The sequence below is a fragment of the Cupriavidus sp. USMAA2-4 genome (genome assembly GCF_001854305.1).
In the GTDB taxonomy this organism is placed as follows: domain Bacteria; phylum Pseudomonadota; class Gammaproteobacteria; order Burkholderiales; family Burkholderiaceae; genus Cupriavidus; species Cupriavidus malaysiensis.
This window is the reverse complement of record NZ_CP017749.1, coordinates 2,371,247-2,391,756: the sequence shown is the minus strand read 5'-3', so window position 1 is coordinate 2,391,756 and position 20,510 is coordinate 2,371,247. Positions and strand designations below refer to the sequence as shown.

The following is a 20,510-nucleotide window of genomic DNA, read 5'->3' as shown; positions in this document are numbered from 1 at the left end:
GCAGCGAATAGGGATGTAGTCTTGGTTGTGAGGTATCGGCACCGTTCTGGGCACACGCGATACGTCAACCAGTGAAACACACTGGTTATAGGATCAAGCCTTACGGGCAATTAGTACTGGTTAGCTTAACGCATTACTGCGCTTCCACACCCAGCCTATCAACGTCCTGGTCTCGAACGACCCTTCAAGGAGGTCAAGCCTCCAGGGAATCCTCATCTTCAGGCGAGTTTCCCGCTTAGATGCTTTCAGCGGTTATCTCTTCCGTACATAGCTACCCTGCGATGCCTCTGGCGAGACAACAGGTACACCAGCGGTACGTCCACTCCGGTCCTCTCGTACTAGGAGCAGCCCCCGTCAAGATTCCAACGCCCACGGCAGATAGGGACCAAACTGTCTCACGACGTTTTAAACCCAGCTCACGTACCTCTTTAAATGGCGAACAGCCATACCCTTGGGACCGGCTACAGCCCCAGGATGAGATGAGCCGACATCGAGGTGCCAAACACCGCCGTCGATATGAACTCTTGGGCGGTATCAGCCTGTTATCCCCAGAGTACCTTTTATCCGTTGAGCGATGGCCCTTCCATACAGAACCACCGGATCACTATGTCCTGCTTTCGCACCTGCTCGACTTGTCGGTCTCGCAGTTAAGCACGCTTTTGCCATTGCACTTTAGGTACGATGTCCGACCGTACCAAGCGTACCTTCGAACTCCTCCGTTACACTTTGGGAGGAGACCGCCCCAGTCAAACTGCCTACCATGCACTGTCCCCGACCCGGATTCACGGGCCAAGGTTAGAACCTCAAACAAACCAGGGTGGTATTTCAAGGACGGCTCCACCGGAACTAGCGTCCCGGTTTCAAAGCCTCCCACCTATCCTACACAGATCGGTTCAAAGTCCAATGCAAAGCTACAGTAAAGGTTCATGGGGTCTTTCCGTCTAGCCGCGGGGAGATTGCATCATCACAAACACTTCAACTTCGCTGAGTCTCGGGAGGAGACAGTGTGGCCATCGTTACGCCATTCGTGCAGGTCGGAACTTACCCGACAAGGAATTTCGCTACCTTAGGACCGTTATAGTTACGGCCGCCGTTTACCGGGACTTCAATCAAGAGCTTGCACCCCATCATTTAATCTTCCGGCACCGGGCAGGCGTCACACCCTATACGTCCACTTTCGTGTTTGCAGAGTGCTGTGTTTTTATTAAACAGTCGCAGCCACCAGTTTATTGCAACCCCTTCACCCTTCTGGCGCAGGCCAGTCAAGCTACCAGGGCGTACCTTATCCCGAAGTTACGGTACCAATTTGCCGAGTTCCTTCTCCCGAGTTCTCTCAAGCGCCTTAGAATACTCATCTCGCCCACCTGTGTCGGTTTGCGGTACGGTCTCGTATGACTGAAGCTTAGAGGCTTTTCTTGGAACCACTTCCGATTGCTTCGCGACACATGGTCGCTCGCCCCACAGCCTTGAATCCCGCGCCCGGATTTGCCTAAGCGCCTTCTCCACTGCAGGGACCGGGACTTCCAACACCCGGACAACCTTCCGCGATCCGTCCCCCCATCGCATCATACGACGGTGCAGGAATATTAACCTGCTTCCCATCAGCTACGCATCTCTGCCTCGCCTTAGGGGCCGACTCACCCTACGCCGATGAACGTTGCGTAGGAAACCTTGGGCTTACGGCGAGGGGGCCTTTCACCCCCTTTATCGCTACTCATGTCAGCATTCGCACTTCTGATACCTCCAGCATCCTTTACAAGACACCTTCACAGGCTTACAGAACGCTCTCCTACCACGCACTTGCGTGCGTCCGCAGCTTCGGTGACTGGCTTAGCCCCGTTACATCTTCCGCGCAGGACGACTCGATCAGTGAGCTATTACGCTTTCTTTAAAGGGTGGCTGCTTCTAAGCCAACCTCCTGACTGTTTTAGCCTTCCCACTTCGTTTCCCACTTAGCCAATCTTTGGGACCTTAGCTGGCGGTCTGGGTTGTTTCCCTCTTGACACCGGACGTTAGCACCCGATGTCTGTCTCCCGTGATTGCACTCTTCGGTATTCGGAGTTTGCTATGGCGGGGTAATCAGCAATAGACCCCCCAACCATGACAGTGCTCTACCCCCGAAGGTGAGACACGAGGCACTACCTAAATAGTTTTCGGAGAGAACCAGCTATTTCCAGATTTGTTTAGCCTTTCACCCCTATCCACAGCTCATCCCCTAGTTTTTCAACACTAGTGGGTTCGGTCCTCCAGTACGTGTTACCGCACCTTCAACCTGGCCATGGATAGATCATCTGGTTTCGGGTCTACACCCAGCGACTGAACGCCCTGTTCGGACTCGCTTTCGCTACGCCTGCCCTAATCGGTTAAGCTTGCCACTGAATGTAAGTCGCTGACCCATTATACAAAAGGTACGCCGTCACCCGTTTCCAGGCTCCGACTGTTTGTATGCATGCGGTTTCAGGATCTATTTCACTCCCCTCCCGGGGTTCTTTTCGCCTTTCCCTCACGGTACTGGTTCACTATCGGTCGATCACGAGTATTTAGCCTTGGAGGATGGTCCCCCCATCTTCAGACAGGATTTCACGTGTCCCGCCCTACTTGTCGTACACCTAGTTCCACAACGCTGTTTTCGCATACAGGGCTATCACCTGCTATGGCCGGGCTTTCCATCCCGTTCTGCTAACAATGCTGCTAAAGAGTACAAGGCTGTTCCCATTTCGTTCGCCACTACTCTGGGAATCTCGGTTGATTTCTGTTCCTGCAGCTACTTAGATGTTTCAGTTCGCCGCGTTCGCTTCCCTTGCCTATGTATTCAGCAAGGGATGACCCATACGGGCCGGGTTTCCCCATTCGGACATCTCCGGATCAAAGCTCGTTTGCCAGCTCCCCGAAGCTTTTCGCAGGCTACCGCGTCCTTCATCGCCTGTGATCGCCAAGGCATCCACCACATGCACTTGTTCGCTTGACCCTATAACAAGTGTGTCTCAAGCTCGCGCTTGAAACGCTCATTACAGGTTGAGTTCTCGCATTTGTGCCGTATTCCAAGTCATCTTTCGATCACTTAAATACTTTGGTTGATACAATCACAACCCGGTATCACGTTAAACTACTGCGCGTCTCATCAACACGCCGTGACACCTTTACTACATCCCATATTGTTAAAGAACAGCCGAATTTCTTCGCTTGGCAATGCCAAATGCAAGCGCTCGATATCAAGCACTTGCATTTGGCCATGTCCTGGCCGCAACAACAAACAACCGATAAGTGTGAGTGCTCGACTCGGAATGCACGCTCTGGAAAGGAGGTGATCCAGCCGCACCTTCCGGTACGGCTACCTTGTTACGACTTCACCCCAGTCATGAACCCTGCCGTGGTAATCGCCCTCCTTGCGGTTAGGCTAACTACTTCTGGCAAAACCCACTCCCATGGTGTGACGGGCGGTGTGTACAAGACCCGGGAACGTATTCACCGCGGCATGCTGATCCGCGATTACTAGCGATTCCAGCTTCACGTAGTCGAGTTGCAGACTACGATCCGGACTACGATGCGTTTTCTGGGATTAGCTCCCCCTCGCGGGTTGGCAACCCTCTGTACGCACCATTGTATGACGTGTGAAGCCCTACCCATAAGGGCCATGAGGACTTGACGTCATCCCCACCTTCCTCCGGTTTGTCACCGGCAGTCTCTCTAGAGTGCCCTTTCGTAGCAACTAGAGACAAGGGTTGCGCTCGTTGCGGGACTTAACCCAACATCTCACGACACGAGCTGACGACAGCCATGCAGCACCTGTGTCCACTTTCCCTTTCGGGCACCTAATGCATCTCTGCTTCGTTAGTGGCATGTCAAGGGTAGGTAAGGTTTTTCGCGTTGCATCGAATTAATCCACATCATCCACCGCTTGTGCGGGTCCCCGTCAATTCCTTTGAGTTTTAATCTTGCGACCGTACTCCCCAGGCGGTCAACTTCACGCGTTAGCTTCGTTACTGAAGAAATGAATCCCCAACAACTAGTTGACATCGTTTAGGGCGTGGACTACCAGGGTATCTAATCCTGTTTGCTCCCCACGCTTTCGTGCATGAGCGTCAGTCACGTCCCAGGGGGCTGCCTTCGCCATCGGTATTCCTCCACATCTCTACGCATTTCACTGCTACACGTGGAATTCTACCCCCCTCTGACGCACTCTAGCCTTGCAGTCACAAGCGCCATTCCCAGGTTGAGCCCGGGGATTTCACGCCTGTCTTACAAAACCGCCTGCGCACGCTTTACGCCCAGTAATTCCGATTAACGCTCGCACCCTACGTATTACCGCGGCTGCTGGCACGTAGTTAGCCGGTGCTTATTCTTCCGGTACCGTCATCCCTCCGGGGTATTAGCCCAAAGGATTTCTTTCCGGACAAAAGTGCTTTACAACCCGAAGGCCTTCTTCACACACGCGGCATTGCTGGATCAGGGTTGCCCCCATTGTCCAAAATTCCCCACTGCTGCCTCCCGTAGGAGTCTGGGCCGTGTCTCAGTCCCAGTGTGGCTGATCGTCCTCTCAGACCAGCTACTGATCGTCGCCTTGGTGAGCCTTTACCTCACCAACTAGCTAATCAGACATCGGCCGCTCCTATTGCGCGAGGCCTTACGGTCCCCCGCTTTCACCCTCAGGTCGTATGCGGTATTAGCTAATCTTTCGACTAGTTATCCCCCACAACAGGGCACGTTCCGATGTATTACTCACCCGTTCGCCACTCGCCGCCAGACCGAAGTCCGCGCTGCCGTTCGACTTGCATGTGTAAGGCATGCCGCCAGCGTTCAATCTGAGCCAGGATCAAACTCTTCAGTTCAATCTCTGTGTGGTTCCGCGCAGTTGCCTGCGCAAACCTCGCTCTTTCGAGCGGTCGCTCACTCTCAGAAAACTGACTGGCTCCGTCCGAAGACGAAACCAAACATGTTTACTGTGCGAGCACTGATAATTTGCAAGCTAGAAGACCGGGGTCTTCCGCATTCATTATCAAGCACCCACACTTATCGGTGTTTGTTTGTTAAAGAACCACCCTCTCGGGCCGCATCCGGCTTTGCCGGTTTGCGTTGCCGCTGCGTTATGTCTGCAGCGAAGGAACGAGACTATAAAGAATTTTTCGAGATCAATCAAGCGATTTCGAGAATTTCTTTTATTCGGACGCCGCACTCATTCGAGCCGCTCCAATCCTGCCATTCCCTCCCCGTCACGCGGTGCGCTGCGAACGGGGAGGCGAATACTAATGCCTCGATAACCAATTGGCAAGGCTTTTCAGAAAAAAATCCCAAGCGCCTCTTCTATCCGCTTGCCATCTCCGCTCATACCCTGGTGAACCCTGGACCGGCCCAGGCTATCCGGGAACAGAAGCCCTCCCCGCGGCCCCGCCTCGCCTTGCGCGCCGGCCGCAGCACCAGGACGGGGAACCCTCGAGCGGATCGCGGGCCGGAGCTGGCTTAGAACAGGCGGTCCATCCAGCCATGCGGATCTGCCGCGCGGCCCTGCTGCAGGTCGACCAGCGCGTTCTTCAGGCGCATCGTCAGGTTGCCGGCGCCGCCATCGCCGATCGTGAAGTTGTGCTTGTGGCCCTTCACCGTCCCGATGGGCGTCACCACGGCGGCCGTGCCGCAGGCAAAGGCTTCGCGCAGGCGGCCGCTCCGGGCATCGGCCTGCCATTGGTCGATCGAGTACGGCTCTTCACGTACCGTCAGGCCCATGTCTCGGGCCAGGACGATGAGCGACTCGCGCGTGATACCGGGCAGGATGGTGCCGGTGAGCGGCGGCGTCTGCAGCGAGCCATCGTCGAAGACGAAGAAGACATTCATGCCGCCGAGTTCTTCCACCCAGCGCCGCTCGACCGCGTCGAGGAAGACCACCTGGTCGCAGCCCTCGCGCGAGGCCTCGGCCTGCGCCAGCAGGCTGGCCGCATAGTTACCGCCGCACTTGGCCTCGCCCGTGCCGCCAGGCGCGGCACGCGTGTAGTTGTCCGACACCCAGATGGTGACCGCCGGGTTGCTGCCCTTGAAGTACGCGCCCACCGGGCAGGCCGTCACGCAATACAGGTATTCGGCCGCCGGCTTGACGCCCAGCGCCACCTCGGTAGCCATCATGAAAGGGCGCAGATACAGCGAACCGCCCTGCACGGTGGGAATCCACTCGCGGTCCAGGCGCACCAGTTCGCGCACGGACTCCAGGAACAGTGCCTCGGGCAGCTCCGGCATGGCCAGGCGGCGGGCCGAGTTGCGGAAGCGGCGCGCATTGGCGTCAGGGCGGAACAGCGCACCACCGCCATCGGGCAGGCGATAGGCCTTCATCCCCTCGAAAATCTCTTGTGCGTAGTGGAACACCTGCATGGCCGGATCGCACTCGAAGGGGCCGCGCGCGGCGATCCTGGCGTCGTGCCAGCCCTTGCCCTCGGTGTAGCGGATGGTCGCCATGTGATCGGAGAACACCCTGCCGAAGGCGGGATTCTCCAGCAAACGCGCACGCTCCGCGGCGGCCACGGGGTGTTGGCTGGGTTCGATGGAAAAGACTGCTTCGACATTGCTGCTCATACCGGCTCCCAAATATGCAAGGCGCTCACACACGCCCGAGACCGATATTGTGCGCCAATGCAGGCAGATTGAGGCGCTGTATTGGTGCCGGCAGCAGCGGACGGCGGGCAGCACCGCACAATCGACGGTGGAAACGGCCATCGCAACGCACTGCCGTGGCACTCCACCCTTCGCGCGAGAGCCTGACAAGACACCAGGGCAAGCCCGGCGCCCGGACTAGCGCCCTCCCCCCCGCTACGGTGGGGGAAAAGGCGAGGCCCGCACTGCCGCTATCCATGTCAAGCGCATGACATGCCGTGCGTGAGTGACCGTGACGATGGTCCTTCGCAGAGCCCGCCCCGCGGGCTCTCTTTTTTTGAGGCCCGGAAGTCTCGCGCGGAGACACCCCCCCCCGCCAGGGCGATGGCAGCACCTGTGGCCGATCCCGGCCGCCCGGAACGACCCTGATCGCATGGAAAGCTGCCTTTGAGTCACAGCCAAGGTGTCCTTGGCGGGGATTATTGCGCCGCCGCAAACTCGCCCTGCACGGTCTAGGGAAAACCCCTATAATGCCGCCACTCCTGATGACATGCTGGCGTCACGAACCCATGAATCCGCTGACGCCGATAATAAAATGAAGAAAGCCGCACTCTCCTTCCTGGCCCTGGCCGCCACCCTCGGCGCGCTGTCGACCCCCGTCTTCGCCCAGCAAGGCCCCCGCCCCTTCGACTCGGCCGCCCATGCCGGCCAGCGCGATGTCTACGTCGATGGCGCCATCAAGCCGCGCGCCCGCCAGATGACCCACTGGGGCGAGGAAGCCAGCCACTACATCGCCAACGGCGACGACCGCTTCCCCCACTGAGCGCCGACGGGCACCCCCGCCCGAGCCGGATGGGCGCGGCCTTGCCGCGCCACCCTCCCCCGCCGTTCCAGTGCCGCTTCCGGTACCTCGCCGCACGCGCCGCCGCGCACGTTGCCTGGCAGCCACGCCATGCCGCCAACAGGCAGGCGATAATCCCGTATCCCCTCGAAATGATGGTTTACGATCCGCCCCATGTCACCGACCGTGCAGCCGGCCACCGCGCAGGACGACTTCTGGCTCGACGAGCCGGCAAGCATCGCCCGTGTGCTGCGTGAACTGGCCCGCACGCGCACGCCGCTGCTGTTCGAGCCGGCCGGCATCCCGACCCGCCTGCTGCTGGCCGACGAGGACCGGCGCGCCTGCGTGCTCGAATGGTGCCGCAACGGGCGCGAACTGGAACGGCTGCTGAACGCCACCGGCCTGAGCCTGCGCGGCTCGCTGGGCGGTACGCCCATCCGCTTCGCCGCCGGCACGCCCGAGGTGACCCGCCTGGGCAATACGCCCGCCTTCCACATTCCCTTGCCTGCGCGCCTGCAGTACCTGCAGGCGCGCAGGCATTTCCGCGTCCGCCTGGCGGCGCGCGGCTTCCGCTGCCGGCGGGAAGATGAGGCTGGTGGCCCGCCGCTGAGCCTGGACATCCGCGACCTGTCGCTGAGCGGCGTCGGCCTGCGCGTGCCGCTCGGCTTGCTGGCCGTCTTCGCGCCCGGACGGCTGCTGCCGGACTGCACGCTGGACTTCGGCCCTTTCGGCATCGTGCAGGCCAGCCTGCGCGTGGTACGGCACGGCCCCGCCACCCCGCAGGCGGACGCTCGGCGCAAGGTCGGCTGCATCTTCGTCGATCTCGACGCCGGCACTCGGCGGCAATTGCAGCGCCTGGTGTTCGCGCTCGAAGTCGCGCCGGAAATCCCGCTGGAAGCCCCGCTGGAAACCCCGCCCGCCTGACGTCCCGCGCGCGGCCTCAAGCCCCGCGTCGCAGCGGATGCGCAGCATCGCTGCCGGCATGGCGCGCGGCCATCCCCGGCCCCCGCGCGATGCACGCCCTTGCCGTGATAGCGGGGCGCATCGCCGTCGCGCAATGCACAGGCCTCGCGCAACCCGGTGGAGGCGCCCGCGGCGGCGCCGTCGAAGGCCGTCCGGCGCGGAAACGGCGGCCCGGCAGGCAAGGGACGCGCTACCATCTGAGCGCTGCACCGGCCACCCTGCCGGCCGATGACAAGACCAAGGCACCGCAGCAGCCGACCCGGATCCACGAGGACACGATGAACGACCCGATACGAGCCCCCCGCACCGACCGCCAGCGCCCGCGCGCCCTGCGCCGCCCGCTCGCCTGGCCCCTGGCCGCCGCCCTGGGCGCGGCCCTGCTGGCCACCGGTGCCGGCGCCGCCACGCTCGACGGCGCCGCGCTGGAACAGGCGGCCATGCGAGCCGCCGCCGGCAGCTACCGCGAGTGGGTGGAACTGCTGGCCATGCCGAACGACGCCAACGTGCCGGCCGACATCCAGAAGAATGCCGCCTGGCTGGTGCAGGCCTTCGCGCGGCGCGGCTTCACCGCGCGCGAGCTGCCCAACGAGGGCAAGCCGATGGTCTACGCCGAGCTCAAGGCGCCGGCGGCGGCCGGCGCGGCGCCGCGCAAGACGGTGCTGTTCTACATGCATTTCGACGGCCAGTCGGTGACGCCGTCGCAGTGGGCGCAGCGCAGTCCCTGGGAGGCGGTGCTGAAGGCGCGCCAGGCCGACGGCAAGTGGGAGGCGCTGCCGCTGGAGCACCTCTACGGCGAGCGGGTCGATCCCGAGTGGCGGCTGTTCGCGCGCTCGTCCTCGGACGACAAGGGCCCCATCGTGATGTTCCTGGCGGCCGTCGACGCACTCAAGGCCGCCGGCGCCGAGCCGGCCGTGGACATCAAGGTCCTGCTCGATTCGGAAGAGGAAAAGGGCTCGCCTTCGCTGGGCAAGGTGATCGGCCAGAACCTGGCGCTGCTGCGCAACGATGGCATGGTGATCTTCGACGGCCCCATGCACCAGAGCAACCGGCCCACGCTGGTGTTCGGCAACCGCGGCGTGCTGCTGGTCAAGCTCAAGGTATTCGGCGCCGGCCAGGAGCTGCACAGCGGCCACTATGGCAACTACTCGGCCAATCCCGCCCAGCGCCTGGCCAGCCTGCTGGCCAGCATGAAGGACGACGAGGGCCGCGTCACCATCCCGGGCTACTACAGCCCGGTCAGGCTCGACGACGAAGCGCGCCGCATCATGAGCGCCGTGCCGGACGACGAGGCGGCGCTGCGCCGCCGCCTGGGCATCGCCGCGGCCGAGCGGGTCGGCGCCAACTACCAGGAAGCCATGCAGTATCCGAGCCTGAACGTGCGCGGCATGGCCGCCGGCGACGTCGGCGCCAAGGCGCGCACCGTGGTGCCCTCGTCGGCGCTGGCGGAGATCGACATCCGCACGGTGCCCGAGACCAGCCCGGAATACCTGTTCGCCCGCCTCAAGGAACACGTGCAGAAGCAGGGCTACCACCTGGTCGAGGGCGAGCCGAGCGCGGAGGAGCGGGCGCGCTATCCCAAGCTGGCTTCGCTCAGCGCCGGCGAGGTATCGGCCTCCAGTTCGGCGGCGCGGACACCGCTCGACGCCCCGGTCAGCCGCTGGCTGCAGCAGGCCATGCAGTCCACCTACGGCCAGGCGCCGGTGCAGATCCGCATGATGGGCGGCACGGTACCCACCGGCGCCGCGGTGCAGGCGCTGCAGTCGCCCTTCGTCATCGTGCCGCTGGTCAATGCCGACAACAACCAGCACAGCTACGACGAGAACATGCGGCTGGGCAACTACCGCGACGGCATCCGCACGGTGATGGGCATCCTGCAGACGCCCTACCGCTGACACCCTGTCGCTGAGACCCGATCGCCGGCGCACCGCCGGCGTCGCCTTGCCGGCCGCGCCATGCGAAGGCGGCAGGCCACGGTTTCCCGTGCCGGCCGCCGCCCGTCGATGCCACACCCCGCCATACGCTACCGCGCCATGGCCCGGCGGGGTCCTCCCGTTTATTCCGCCGAGATCTTGGCGCGCTTGACCACCTCGCCGTAGCGCTGCAGCCGCTCGGCCATCATCTTCTCGAAGGCGGCCGGCGGCATGTCCTCCGGCGGCACCACGCCGCGCGAGCGCAGCGCCGCCTGCATGGCGGGATCGCTGGCGGCCTGGCGCACCGCCTGGTACAGCTTCTGCACCACCGGCTCCGGCGTGCCGGCAGGCGCGGCGATGCCGGTCCAGGAACTCAGGTTGAGCTGCGGATAGCCCAGTTCGGCGAAGGTCGGCACGTCGGGCAGCTGCGGCAGGCGCTGCTCGGACGCCACCGCCAGCGCGCGCACCTTGCCGTCCTTGATATGCGGCAGCATGATGACCAGGTTGTCCAGGATGAACTGCACCTCATTGCTCAGCACCGCCGTGATGAGCTGCGAGCCGCCGCGATAGGGGATGTGCGTGGCATAGATGCCGGTATTGGCCTTGAGCATCTCCACATTGAGCTGCCCCATGCTGCCGGCGCCGCCGCTGCCGTAGTCGAGCTTGCCGGGGTTCTTCTTCGCATAGGCGAGGAACTCGGCGAAGGTGCGCACCGGCAGGCTGGCATGGACCACCAGCGCATTGGGCTGGCGCCCCAGGATGGCGATGTTCTCGAAATCCTTGATCGGGTCGTAGCCGATGCGCGGCTGCGTCAGCGGATTGGCCAGGTGGCTGCTCTGCGAGGACACCACCAGCGTGTAGCCGTCGGGCTTGCTGCGCGCCACCGACTGCGTGGCGACCGAACCGCCGGCGCCCGGGCGATTGTCGACCACCACCGGCACGCCGAGGATGCGCGCCAGCGGGTCGGCGTACTGGCGCGCCATGATGTCGACCGAGCCGCCCGGCGGGAACGGCACGACCAGCGTGATGGGCTTGGCAGGCCAGGCACCCTGGGCCAGCACGGCGGCCGGCGCGGCCGCGAGCGCCACGGCGCCCAGGCCCAGGCGGAGGAAGTGGCGACGGGTAGAGATCAGCTTCTGCATGGGAGATTAGGAAGAGCCAGGAAACTTGGGGGAAGGCCGGATCCAGCCGTTCAACGCAGGCCGAGGATGGTCAGTGCCAGCGCCTGCGCGCGCGGCACGAAGGTCGACAGCTCGCAGTACTCGCGTTCGGTATGTGCGTGGCCGCCCACCGGGCCGGTGCCGCACAGCGTGGGCGTGCCGACCGAGGCGGTCAGGCCGCTGTCGGCCGCGCCGCCGGTGAATTCGCCTTCGACGCGGAAGCCGAGCCGCTCGGCATTGCCCTGGTACAGCGCCAGCAGCGCGTCCGGGGTACGCGCCATCGGCATGGTGCGGCGCAGTTCGGTGATGCGGCCGCGCGTGCGCGGGATGGACTCTTCCTCGACGATGGCGCGGATGCGCTCGACCAGGGCCTCCACGTCGGTATCGGCGGTGAAGCGCACGTCGAGCTGGGCCTGCGCCTGCGGCGCCACCATGTTCGGCACGATGCCGCCCTGCACGCAGCCGACATTGGTGGTGATGCCCTGCCCGGCGTCGGTGAGGGCATGCAGCGCGACGATCTTGCGCGCCAGCGCGTCGATCGCACTCGCACCCTGCGCCGGATTGATGCCGGCGTGCGCCGCCACCCCTTCCACCTCGAACGCCACCACCATCGAGCCCTTGCGGCCGGTGACGAGGTTGCCGCTGACGCGGCCCGGCTCGGCGTTGAACACGGTGCGCACGCCGCGCGCCACCTCCATGATGCGCTCGCGCGTGGCGCCCGAGCCGATCTCCTCGTCGCAGGAGAAGAACAGGCGCAGCGGCGGCGCCTGGCGGCCCAGGCGCGCCAGCGCCTCGGCCACGAAGACGTTCATCACCAGGCCCGACTTCATGTCGGCCACGCCCGGCCCGTAGGCGCGCCCCGCCTCGATGCGGAAGGGCCTGCGTGCGACGGTGCCGGCCGGGTAGACCGTATCCATATGGCCCATCAGCAGGATCGGGCGCCCCTGGCCGGAACCGGGCAGCCCGGCGTCGAGGCAGACGCCGAAGCCGGGCACGGCATGGAAGGCCACGGCCATGCCGGCCTCGCGCAGGTGCGCGCCCAGGACCTCGGCCACCGCCGTCACGCCAGCCTCCTGGCGGCTGCCGCTGTCGATGTCGACGATGCGCTGCAGCAGCGCCTGCATGGCCGACTCGCGGCCGGCCAGCCAGGCCAGCACCGCTTCCTCTTCTTTATCCATGCCACTGTCCCTGGCCGGTACGAACTCGTTCACTTCGTTCACTTCGTTCTCTTGCATGCGGCTTGTGCTCCGGACGGCGGGTCCCGTCGATGATTCGACCATTGCAAACGTGATACGATCATGCAATACGTATTGCAAACATGTCAAGCCGATGAAATCCTCCAAGCCGGCCACGCCGGACGACGCCACCCTGCTGGACCGACTGGCCCGCGAGGCGGCCACGCTGACGGCGCGGGAACGCGAACTGGCGGCCGCGCTGGGCCAGGGCTATCCGCATGTGCTGCTGGAATCGGCCACCGCGCTGGCCGCGCAGCACGGCACCAGCGCCTCGACCGTGGTCAGGCTGTTCGCCAAGCTGGGCTACGCCAGCTATGCCGACGCGCAGCGCGAAGCGCGCGCCAGCGTGACGGCGGCGCTGCCCACCGCCGGCCTGCGCGCGCCCGCCGCCATCGGCGCCAAGCGCACGCTGCGCGACTGCCTGGACGATGCCCTGCGCCACGACCAGCACAATCTCGCCGCCACCCATGAATCGCTGGATCTTGCGGCCTTCGAGGCCATCGCGCACCTGCTCGCCACGGCCAAGGGCCGCATCTTCGTGCTGGCGCAGAAGAACAGCGCGCCGGTCAGCGCCTGGCTGGCGCTGCACCTGAACATGTGCCGGCCCGACGTGCACGAGCTCGGCGCCGGTGCGGTCACGCCGACCGACGGCGTGCTCTGGCTCAAGCCGGACGACGTGCTGCTCGCCTTCAGCATCCGGCGCTATTCGCGCGCTCCGGTCAGCATCGCGCGCGTCTTCCGCGCACAGGGCGCCCGCGTCGTCGCCCTGTGCGACAGTCCGGCCGCGCCGCTGGTGCCGCTGGCCGACCACCACCTGCTGGTGCGCACCGCCAATGCCTCGCCCTTCGATTCCTACACGGCGGCGTTCTTTCTCTGCAATGCGCTGGTGTCGGCGGTGGTGCAGTTGCGCAAACCCGCCACCATCGATGCGCTGCAGCGCCGCGACGCGCTGTGGGAAGCCTTCGCCTCGGACCTGGTCGAAAGCACGCGCAAAGGCTGAGTGGAAACCCGCCGGTCGCACCGGCGCCCGGTGTCCTGAATCAGGGCTTCAAGCGTCGGAACACCGGCCGGCATCCCGCCGCAGCCACCTTGGCATGTCGGCCACGATCTGCCGCAGCAGGCTGGCCGCGGCCGGCGTCAGCGCCCGGCCCTGGCGCGACACCACCTGGACCTGCCCCTGCGACAGCAGCGGGTTGCCCATCGGCAGCGACACCAGCCGCTCGTCGCCATAGGACGACCATTGCGCGATGCGCGTGCACAGCGCGTAGCCAAGCCCGCCCATGACGAAGTGCCCGAGCGCGCTGAACGAGGAGGTGGTCAGCATCGACGGCAGGCGCACGCCTTCGCTGATCTCGGCGGCCTCGATATGCTGGCGCACGCCGAAGGTGCGGTGCAGCGTGGCCCCCGCATAGGGCAACAGATCCTGCAGCCGCAGCGGGCCGCGCTGCCGCGCCAGCGGGTGGGAGGCCAGCACCTGGGCTTCGATCGGCTGGGCATAGACATGGTGAGCGCGCAGCCGCGCATCGTGCGGCGGCTGGAACACCATGCCGATGTGGGCGGTGCCGTCGACGATGCGGCGCACGATGTCGTCGGTGCTGGCCACGTCGAGGTCCACGGTGATGCCGGGATGGGCCTGCATGAAAGTGCGCAGGCTATGGTGCATCATCCACTCGACGAAGCCCTCGCCGGCGACGATGTCGATATGCCCGCGCGCCACCTTCTCGATGCTGTCCATCTCGGCCAGCAGTTGCTGTTGCTGCCCCTGCTGGCTGCGCGCATAGGCCGCCAGCAGGTGGCCGGCCTCGGTGGCCATCACGCCGCGCCCATGGCGCTCCAGCAGGCGCGTGCCGCACTCCTTCTCCAGCACGCCGATGGCCCGGCTCACCGCCGACGGATCCATGTCCAGCACCTCGGCCGCGCCGCGCACCGAACCGCTCTCCAGCACCTGCATGAAGTAGCGCACGCGGCGCGTGTCGAGCCGATCGTCCATCAGCGTCATGGCAAGTCTCCGTCTTCGGGTCTTCCGGTCATGCGGTCATGCGGTCATGCGGTCTTCTCGAGCGCGGCGGGCGCGGCGGGCGCGGCACGTGCCTCGCGCCGGTCGCGCCGGTCGCGCCGGTCGCGCCGGTCGCGCCGGTCGCGCCGGTCGCGCCGGTCGCGCCGGTCGCGCCGGTCGCGCCGGTCGCGCGAGTGTTGCATTGAATGCAACAAGTTTCCCATATCCCGATCATTGATGAAACGCCCGTGGCTCGGAATACTTGTGCACTGCCCGCCGGCTGGCGGTCCGCTCACGGACCGCGATGACCGTGAGTCCGCCCGCCGCGGCCCGCCGGGCCCCTTAGCGAGACATGCCATGACCCACTCCCTGTCCCCCGGCGCCGCCGCGCCGTCCGCGCCCGGCCTCGGCGCCGTCACCGCCTTCGCCAAGTTCCGCCTGTTCGCCGTCACCCTCGCGGTGGTGGCGCTGGCCGAAGCCATCGGCCCGCTCCAGTTCAAGCTCGGTCCCGGCCGCGTGGTGCTGATGCCGATGATGTGGTCGCTGCTGATGGCCGCCGCCCTCGGCATCGCCAGCCGGCGCCTGCCGCGCCCGCTGTCGGTCGGCCCCGGCCTGCAGGCGCTGGCCACCGGCCTGCTCAATGCGGGGCTGCTGCTGTTCGTGGTCAAGCTCGGCCTCACCGTCGGCGTGGCGCTGCCCAAGGTCAGGGCGGCGGGCTGGGCCCTGCTGTTCCAGGAGTTCGGCCATGCACTCGGCACCCTGGCCCTGGGCCTGCCGCTCGCGCTGCTGCTCGGCCTCAAGCGGGAGGCGGTCGGCGCCACCTTCTCGGTGGGGCGCGAGGGCAATATCGCCATCATCAGCGAGAAGTACGGCATGGATTCGCCCGAAGGCCGCGGCGTGCTGGCGGAGTACATCACCGGCACGGTGCTGGGCGCGCTCTTCATCGCCATCCTGGCCGGCTTCCTCAGCAGCCTGCACGTGTTCGACCCGCGCTCGCTGGCCATGGGCGCGGGCGTCGGTTCGGGCAGCCTGATGGCGGCCGCCGTGGGCGCCATCCTGGCCCAGCACCCCGCCGAGCACGCGGCCGACATCACCGCCATCGCCGCCGCCTCCAACCTGCTGACCTCGGTGGCCGGCTTCTATTTCACGCTGTTCCTGTCGCTGCCGCTGTGCTCCTGGCTGTACGGCAAGCTCGAACCGGTGCTGGGCCGCCTCTCGCCGCGCCAGGCCGCCACCGGCAGCGCCAGCCTGGGCGCCGCCGTGCTGCCCGCGCACGGCCTGTCCGGCGCCGATACCATGCTCGGCTGGGCAGTGGTCGGCGCAGGTGTGCTGGTCGGCAACCGCCTCTCCTACCAGGTGCCGGTGCTGGTCTCGCTGGAAGGCGTGCTGGCCGTCGTCGCGCTGGTGGCGGCGTGCCACCTTGCCAAGCGCCTGCTGCCGCGCCTGCCGCTGCTGCTGATGCTGTCCATCGCCGCCACGCTGGCCGGCGTGCCGGGCCTGTTCCCCTTCTCCGATGCGCTCGTCGCGCTGGCCGACAAGCTCAACTTCATGACCTTCACCACGCCCGTGCTGGCGCTGGCCGGCTTCTCCGTGGCCAAGGACCTGCCCATCTTCCGCCAGCTCGGCTGGCGCATCGTGGTGGTCTCGCTGACCGCCACCGCCGGCACCTTCCTCGGCGCGACGCTGATCGCCGAGTGCTTCCACTGACCCGCATCGACGTCAAGACTTCAACACACCAAGACTTCCAGGAGCCCGAGCAGCCATGTACCGCGACCCTGACATCGCCGACGACATCCGCCAGAGCATGGTGGACTGGCGGCGCGACATCCACGCCTCGCCCGAAACCGCCTTCGAGGAGCACCGCACCGCCAATATCGTGGCGCATGCGCTCGAACTGATGGGGATCGAGGTCCACCGCGGCCTGGCCACCACCGGCGTGGTCGGCACCCTGCGCCACGGCGAGGGCCCCAGCATCGCGCTGCGCGCCGACCTCGACGCGCTCAATATGCAGGAGCTCGGCAGCGCTGCGCACGCCTCCACCTGCGCCGGCAAGATGCACGCCTGCGGGCACGACGGCCACACCGCCATGCTGCTCGGCGCGGCCGCCCACCTGGCGCGCCACAAGCCTTTCCGCGGCACCGTGCACTTCGTCTTCCAGCCCGCCGAGGAGAACGAGGGCGGCGGCCGCGTGATGGTGCAGGAGGGCCTGTTCGACAAGTTCCCTGCCGACGCCGTCTACGGCATGCACAACTTCCCCCAGCTGCCGCGCGGCAAGTTCGCCATCCGCCCCGGCACCATGACCGCCTTCCTCGACAACTTCGAGATCACCATCACCGGCAAGGGCTCGCACGGCGCCCAGCCGCACCACGGCATCGACCCCGTGGTGGTCTCGGCCCAGCTGGTGATGGCGCTGCAGACCATCGCCAGCCGCCGCACCGACGCCAACGACGCGGTGGTGGTCAGCATCACGCAGATCCACGGCGGCGACACCTGGAACGTGATTCCCGAATCCGTGGTGCTGCGCGGCACCACGCGCTCGCTCGACCCGGCCGTGCGCGAGCGCACCCAGCAGGCCATGCAGCAGATCTGCACCGGCGTGGCGCTGACGCACGGCGCACGCATCGCGCTGGATTTCCGCCCCGGCTACCCGGGCGTGGTCAACACGCCGGAGGAGACCGCGGCGGCGGTCGGCGCGGCGGCCAGCCTGGTCGGTACCGGCAACGTCAAGACCGACGTCAAGCCGGCCATGGGCTCGGAGGACTTCGCCTTCATGCTGGAGCAGCGCCCTGGCGCGTATATCGGCATCGGCGCCGGCGAAGGGCCCGACGATCCGCCGTTGCACAACCCCTACTACGACTTCAACGACCGCATCCTGCCGCTGGGCGCCGCCTACTGGGCCAGGCTGGTCGAGCGGCAGCTGCCGCTGGCCTGAAGCCGGATCCTCCTCAAGCCATGTTCCTGTCCGTCTTCGACATCTTCAAGATCGGCATCGGCCCGTCCAGCTCGCACACGGTGGGACCGATGCGCGCCGCCCTGCTGTTCGCGCGCGCCTTGCACGCGCAGGACCTGCTGCCCGCGGTGGCGCGGCTGCAGGTGGACCTGTACGGCTCGCTGGGCGCGACCGGGCGCGGGCACGCCACCGATACCGGCGTGCTGCTCGGCCTGATGGGCGAGGCGCCGGAGACGGTCGATCCCGACGCCGTGGCCACGCGCGTGGCGGCGGTGCGCCACGACGGCAGCCTGCCCCTGCTCGGCACGCACCGGATTGCCTTCGACGTCCGCCGCGACCTCGCCTTCCGCGGCGAGCGCGTGCTGCCCGCACACCCCAACGCGATGCGCCTGGCCGCCTTCGACGCCGGCGGCACGGCACTGCGCGAGGCCGAGTACTACTCGGTCGGCGGCGGCTTCGTCATCGAGCAGGGCGCCGCGCCAGGCGGTGCAGACGCGCGGCCCGTGCCGCCCTGCGTGTTCCACAGCGGCGATGAACTGATCGCGCTGGCGCTGGCACGCCGCCGCAGCATCGCCGCCCTGATGCTGGCGCGCGAATGCGCCTGGCAGCCGGCGGCCAAGGTGCGCGAAGGGCTGCGGGAGATCTGGCAGGTCATGCAGGCATGCGTGCAGCGCGGCCTCGGCCTGCGCGGCGCGGCACCGCAGACCCTGCCCGGCGCGCTGCGCATGCGGCGCCGCGCCCCCGAGCTCTACCGCGCGCTGGCGCAGGGCGGCGCCGCCGGCGCCGATCCGATGGCGGCGCTCGACTGGGTCAATGCCTGGGCCATGGCGGTCAACGAGGAGAACGCCGCCGGCGGGCGCGTGGTCACGGCGCCGACCAACGGCGCGGCCGGCATCGTGCCGGCGGTCCTGCACTACTACATGCGCTTCGTGCCGGGGGCCGACGAGGAAGGCATGGTGGACTTCCTGCTGACCGCCGCCGCCATCGGCATCCTCTACAAGACCAATGCGTCCATCTCCGGGGCCGAGGTCGGCTGCCAGGGCGAGGTCGGCGTGGCCTGCTCGATGGCGGCCGCGGGGCTGGCGGCCGCCCAGGGCGGCACGCCGCAGCAGGTGGAGAATGCCGCCGAGATCGGCATGGAACACAACCTGGGCCTGACCTGCGACCCGGTCGGCGGCATGGTGCAGATCCCCTGCGTCGAGCGCAACGCCATGGGCGCGGTCAAGGCCATCAACGCGGCGCGCATGGCGCTGCGCGGCGACGGCAGCCACTACGTCTCGCTCGACACCGTGATCCGTACCATGAAGCAGACCGGCGAGGACATGAAGGCCATCTACAAGGAAACCTCGCTCGGCGGCCTGGCCGTCAACGTGGTCGAGTGCTGACGGCGGGCGCCCGCGCGCTCCCGGCGCGGCGCGCTCAGCAACCGAAGCGCTGCGCCAGCTCGCCGAAGTCCGCCGCGACCACGTCCCAGTCCTGCTCGGCGGCCAGGTCGGTGGACTGGGCCGGGCCATGCTCGCGCGGACGCGCCACGAAGGCCGTGGACAGGCCGCAGGCGCGTGCCGCGGCGAGATCGCCGTTGTGCGCGGCGACCAGGCACAGTTCGGCCGGCGCCAGTCCCAGGATCTCCGCGGTCTGCAGGTAGACCGCCGGCGAAGGCTTGTAGTCGCGCACCACCTCGGCGCCGAGGATGGCGTCCCAGGGCAGGCCGGCGCGTTTGGCGATGTCCACCATCAGGCGGATGTTGCCGTTCGACAGCGGCGCGATGATGAAGCGCTGCTTGAGCCGTTGCAGGCCCTCGCGGCTGTCCGGCCACGGGTCGAGGCGGTGCCAGGCCAGGTTGAGCGCATCGAGCTCCGCGCCCGGGATGCGCGCCACGTCGGCGCCGAGGCCGGCCAGCGCACGCACCAGGTTCTCCCGGTGCAGCACATCGAGCCGCACGAAACCGCGCCGGCCGCTGCGCACCTCGGCCATCGCCGGCACATATTCGCGCCGCCAGGCGTCGGCGAAGGCCTCCGGCTCCACCGCGAGTCCGTGCCGCGCGAGGAAGGGCGCGGCCTCGCGGGCCACGCAGGTCCGCCAGTCGACGACCGTGCCGAACACATCGAACACCAGTGCGCGCACCGTCTGGCTGAGATCGCCTGCCATGCTTGTTCTCCTGTTGTGGTGGAAGAGGGTCCGATGCGGGCCGCGATGCCCGCAGGCTTGCGCGGATCATACCCGTGCGCGGCGAAACGCGCCGGCGCGGCCCGGACGTGTATCCTCTCGCTCCGGACCTTCGCCGCGACGCCGCCGGACATTTTCGATGCCGATCCGATGCCACCTCTGACCCGCCCGAGCGCCGCCCTGGGCCTCGCCACCCTCGCCACCCTCGCGGCCCTCGCCAGCCCGGGCACGGCGCGCACCGCCGAGCCGGACTGCGCGGCACCCGGCACGCCGGCCGCGCGGCTGATCTGCGAGCACGCGCTGCTGGCCATGGGCAATGGCCGCATCCGCGCCCAGCAGCAGCGCCTGCTGCAGGCCGGCGCGATCCGCCAGGCGGAGATCGACGCCTTCCTCGCGCGGCGCGATGCCTGTACCACGGTGGCCTGCCTGGACACGCTGTTCTCGCAATGGAACCAGCGGGCGGCACGGCTGCGCGCAGACCGGCGCGCGCCCTGAGGCTCCCGCCACCAGGACCGCCGCCGATCCCCCGCCCCCCTCCTGAATCGCCCCGGTCGCCCGCCATGGCACCGGAATCCCCCTCATTTCTCCGCTAAAGATCGCCAGGCCCCGTCCGATAATGCAGGATGGAGACAGATGAAGTCTCTCCGCATGTCATACATTCCCCCGCCTGGCGGGAAGGAAGCGCCCGCGCGGCGGCCGGCCTGGAGCCGGCACCG

General features: G+C 66.5%; 14 protein-coding genes and 2 rRNA genes. 8 read left to right on the top strand and 8 right to left on the bottom strand.

The window, feature by feature from the left end:
- Positions 1-89: 89 nt before the first annotated feature.
- The 3 genes from BKK79_RS30515 to BKK79_RS30505 form a co-directional block, all read right to left on the bottom strand.
- Positions 90-2,968 (bottom strand): 23S ribosomal RNA (locus tag BKK79_RS30515).
- A 329-nt stretch (positions 2,969-3,297) separates the two neighbouring features.
- Positions 3,298-4,829: ribosomal RNA gene (locus BKK79_RS30510) — 16S ribosomal RNA — on the bottom strand.
- The 16S and 23S rRNA genes sit together here, the layout of an rRNA operon.
- A 628-nt stretch (positions 4,830-5,457) precedes the next feature.
- On the bottom strand, positions 5,458-6,555 hold the full coding sequence (locus tag BKK79_RS30505; RefSeq protein WP_071021221.1) for a branched-chain amino acid aminotransferase: 1,098 nt from the start codon (positions 6,553-6,555) through the stop codon (positions 5,458-5,460).
- 613 nt (positions 6,556-7,168) lie between these two features.
- On the opposite strand from BKK79_RS30505, the gene BKK79_RS30500 reads away from it, so the two are divergent.
- The 3 genes from BKK79_RS30500 to BKK79_RS30490 all read left to right on the top strand — a co-directional run bounded on the left by BKK79_RS30500 (position 7,169) and on the right by BKK79_RS30490 (position 10,269).
- On the top strand, positions 7,169-7,396 hold the full coding sequence (locus BKK79_RS30500; protein WP_071021225.1) for a hypothetical protein: 228 nt from the start codon (positions 7,169-7,171) through the stop codon (positions 7,394-7,396).
- A 192-nt stretch (positions 7,397-7,588) separates the two neighbouring features.
- On the top strand, positions 7,589-8,338 hold the full coding sequence (locus BKK79_RS30495) for a flagellar brake protein (protein ID WP_071039700.1): 750 nt from the start codon (positions 7,589-7,591) through the stop codon (positions 8,336-8,338).
- A 317-nt stretch (positions 8,339-8,655) separates the two neighbouring features.
- Complete coding sequence (locus BKK79_RS30490; RefSeq protein WP_084085671.1) at positions 8,656-10,269, top strand: M20/M25/M40 family metallo-hydrolase; 1,614 nt, start codon at positions 8,656-8,658, stop codon at positions 10,267-10,269.
- A 161-nt stretch (positions 10,270-10,430) separates the two neighbouring features.
- Here BKK79_RS30490 and BKK79_RS30485 read toward each other — a convergent pair whose 3' ends face one another.
- On the bottom strand, positions 10,431-11,429 hold the full coding sequence (locus BKK79_RS30485; RefSeq protein ID WP_071021230.1) for a Bug family tripartite tricarboxylate transporter substrate binding protein: 999 nt from the start codon (positions 11,427-11,429) through the stop codon (positions 10,431-10,433).
- Positions 11,430-11,479: 50 nt separating this feature from the next.
- On the bottom strand, positions 11,480-12,625 hold the full coding sequence (locus BKK79_RS30480; protein WP_071040466.1) for a M20 family metallopeptidase: 1,146 nt from the start codon (positions 12,623-12,625) through the stop codon (positions 11,480-11,482).
- 151 nt (positions 12,626-12,776) lie between these two features.
- Between BKK79_RS30480 and BKK79_RS30475 the strand changes: the two genes are divergently transcribed.
- Positions 12,777-13,682 (top strand): MurR/RpiR family transcriptional regulator, encoded by a 906-nt coding sequence (locus BKK79_RS30475; RefSeq protein ID WP_071021233.1) that lies wholly within the window; start codon positions 12,777-12,779, stop codon positions 13,680-13,682.
- A gap of 48 nt (positions 13,683-13,730) precedes the next feature.
- Here BKK79_RS30475 and BKK79_RS30470 read toward each other — a convergent pair whose 3' ends face one another.
- Both BKK79_RS30470 and BKK79_RS39510 read right to left on the bottom strand, forming a co-directional pair.
- The gene (locus BKK79_RS30470; protein WP_071022763.1) at positions 13,731-14,672 is read right to left on the bottom strand and encodes a LysR family transcriptional regulator; all 942 of its coding nucleotides are present in this window, start codon (positions 14,670-14,672) and stop codon (positions 13,731-13,733) included.
- Positions 14,673-14,725: 53 nt separating this feature from the next.
- Entirely contained in the window at positions 14,726-14,881 is a 156-nt protein-coding gene (locus tag BKK79_RS39510; RefSeq protein ID WP_198173347.1) for a hypothetical protein, read from the bottom strand.
- A gap of 154 nt (positions 14,882-15,035) precedes the next feature.
- On the opposite strand from BKK79_RS39510, the gene BKK79_RS30465 reads away from it, so the two are divergent.
- From BKK79_RS30465 to BKK79_RS30455, 3 genes are read left to right on the top strand one after another with little or no spacing between them, the layout of a single operon-like run.
- Entirely contained in the window at positions 15,036-16,385 is a 1,350-nt protein-coding gene (locus BKK79_RS30465; RefSeq protein ID WP_071021236.1) for a DUF3100 domain-containing protein, read from the top strand.
- A 55-nt stretch (positions 16,386-16,440) separates the two neighbouring features.
- Entirely contained in the window at positions 16,441-17,610 is a 1,170-nt protein-coding gene (locus BKK79_RS30460) for a M20 aminoacylase family protein (RefSeq protein WP_071021239.1), read from the top strand.
- A 20-nt stretch (positions 17,611-17,630) separates the two neighbouring features.
- Positions 17,631-19,013, top strand: a complete 1,383-nt coding sequence (locus tag BKK79_RS30455) for an L-serine ammonia-lyase (RefSeq protein WP_071021241.1) — start codon at positions 17,631-17,633, stop codon at positions 19,011-19,013.
- Positions 19,014-19,047: 34 nt separating this feature from the next.
- Here the strand turns inward: BKK79_RS30455 and BKK79_RS30450 are convergent, their stop codons facing one another.
- Positions 19,048-19,776 (bottom strand): haloacid dehalogenase type II, encoded by a 729-nt coding sequence (locus BKK79_RS30450; RefSeq protein WP_071021244.1) that lies wholly within the window; start codon positions 19,774-19,776, stop codon positions 19,048-19,050.
- Positions 19,777-19,944: 168 nt separating this feature from the next.
- Here BKK79_RS30450 and BKK79_RS40705 point away from each other — a divergent pair, with 168 nt between their 5' ends.
- Positions 19,945-20,289: a hypothetical protein gene (locus BKK79_RS40705; RefSeq protein WP_071040464.1), complete on the top strand. Its 345-nt coding sequence runs from the start codon at positions 19,945-19,947 to the stop codon at positions 20,287-20,289.
- Positions 20,290-20,510 lie beyond the last annotated feature (221 nt).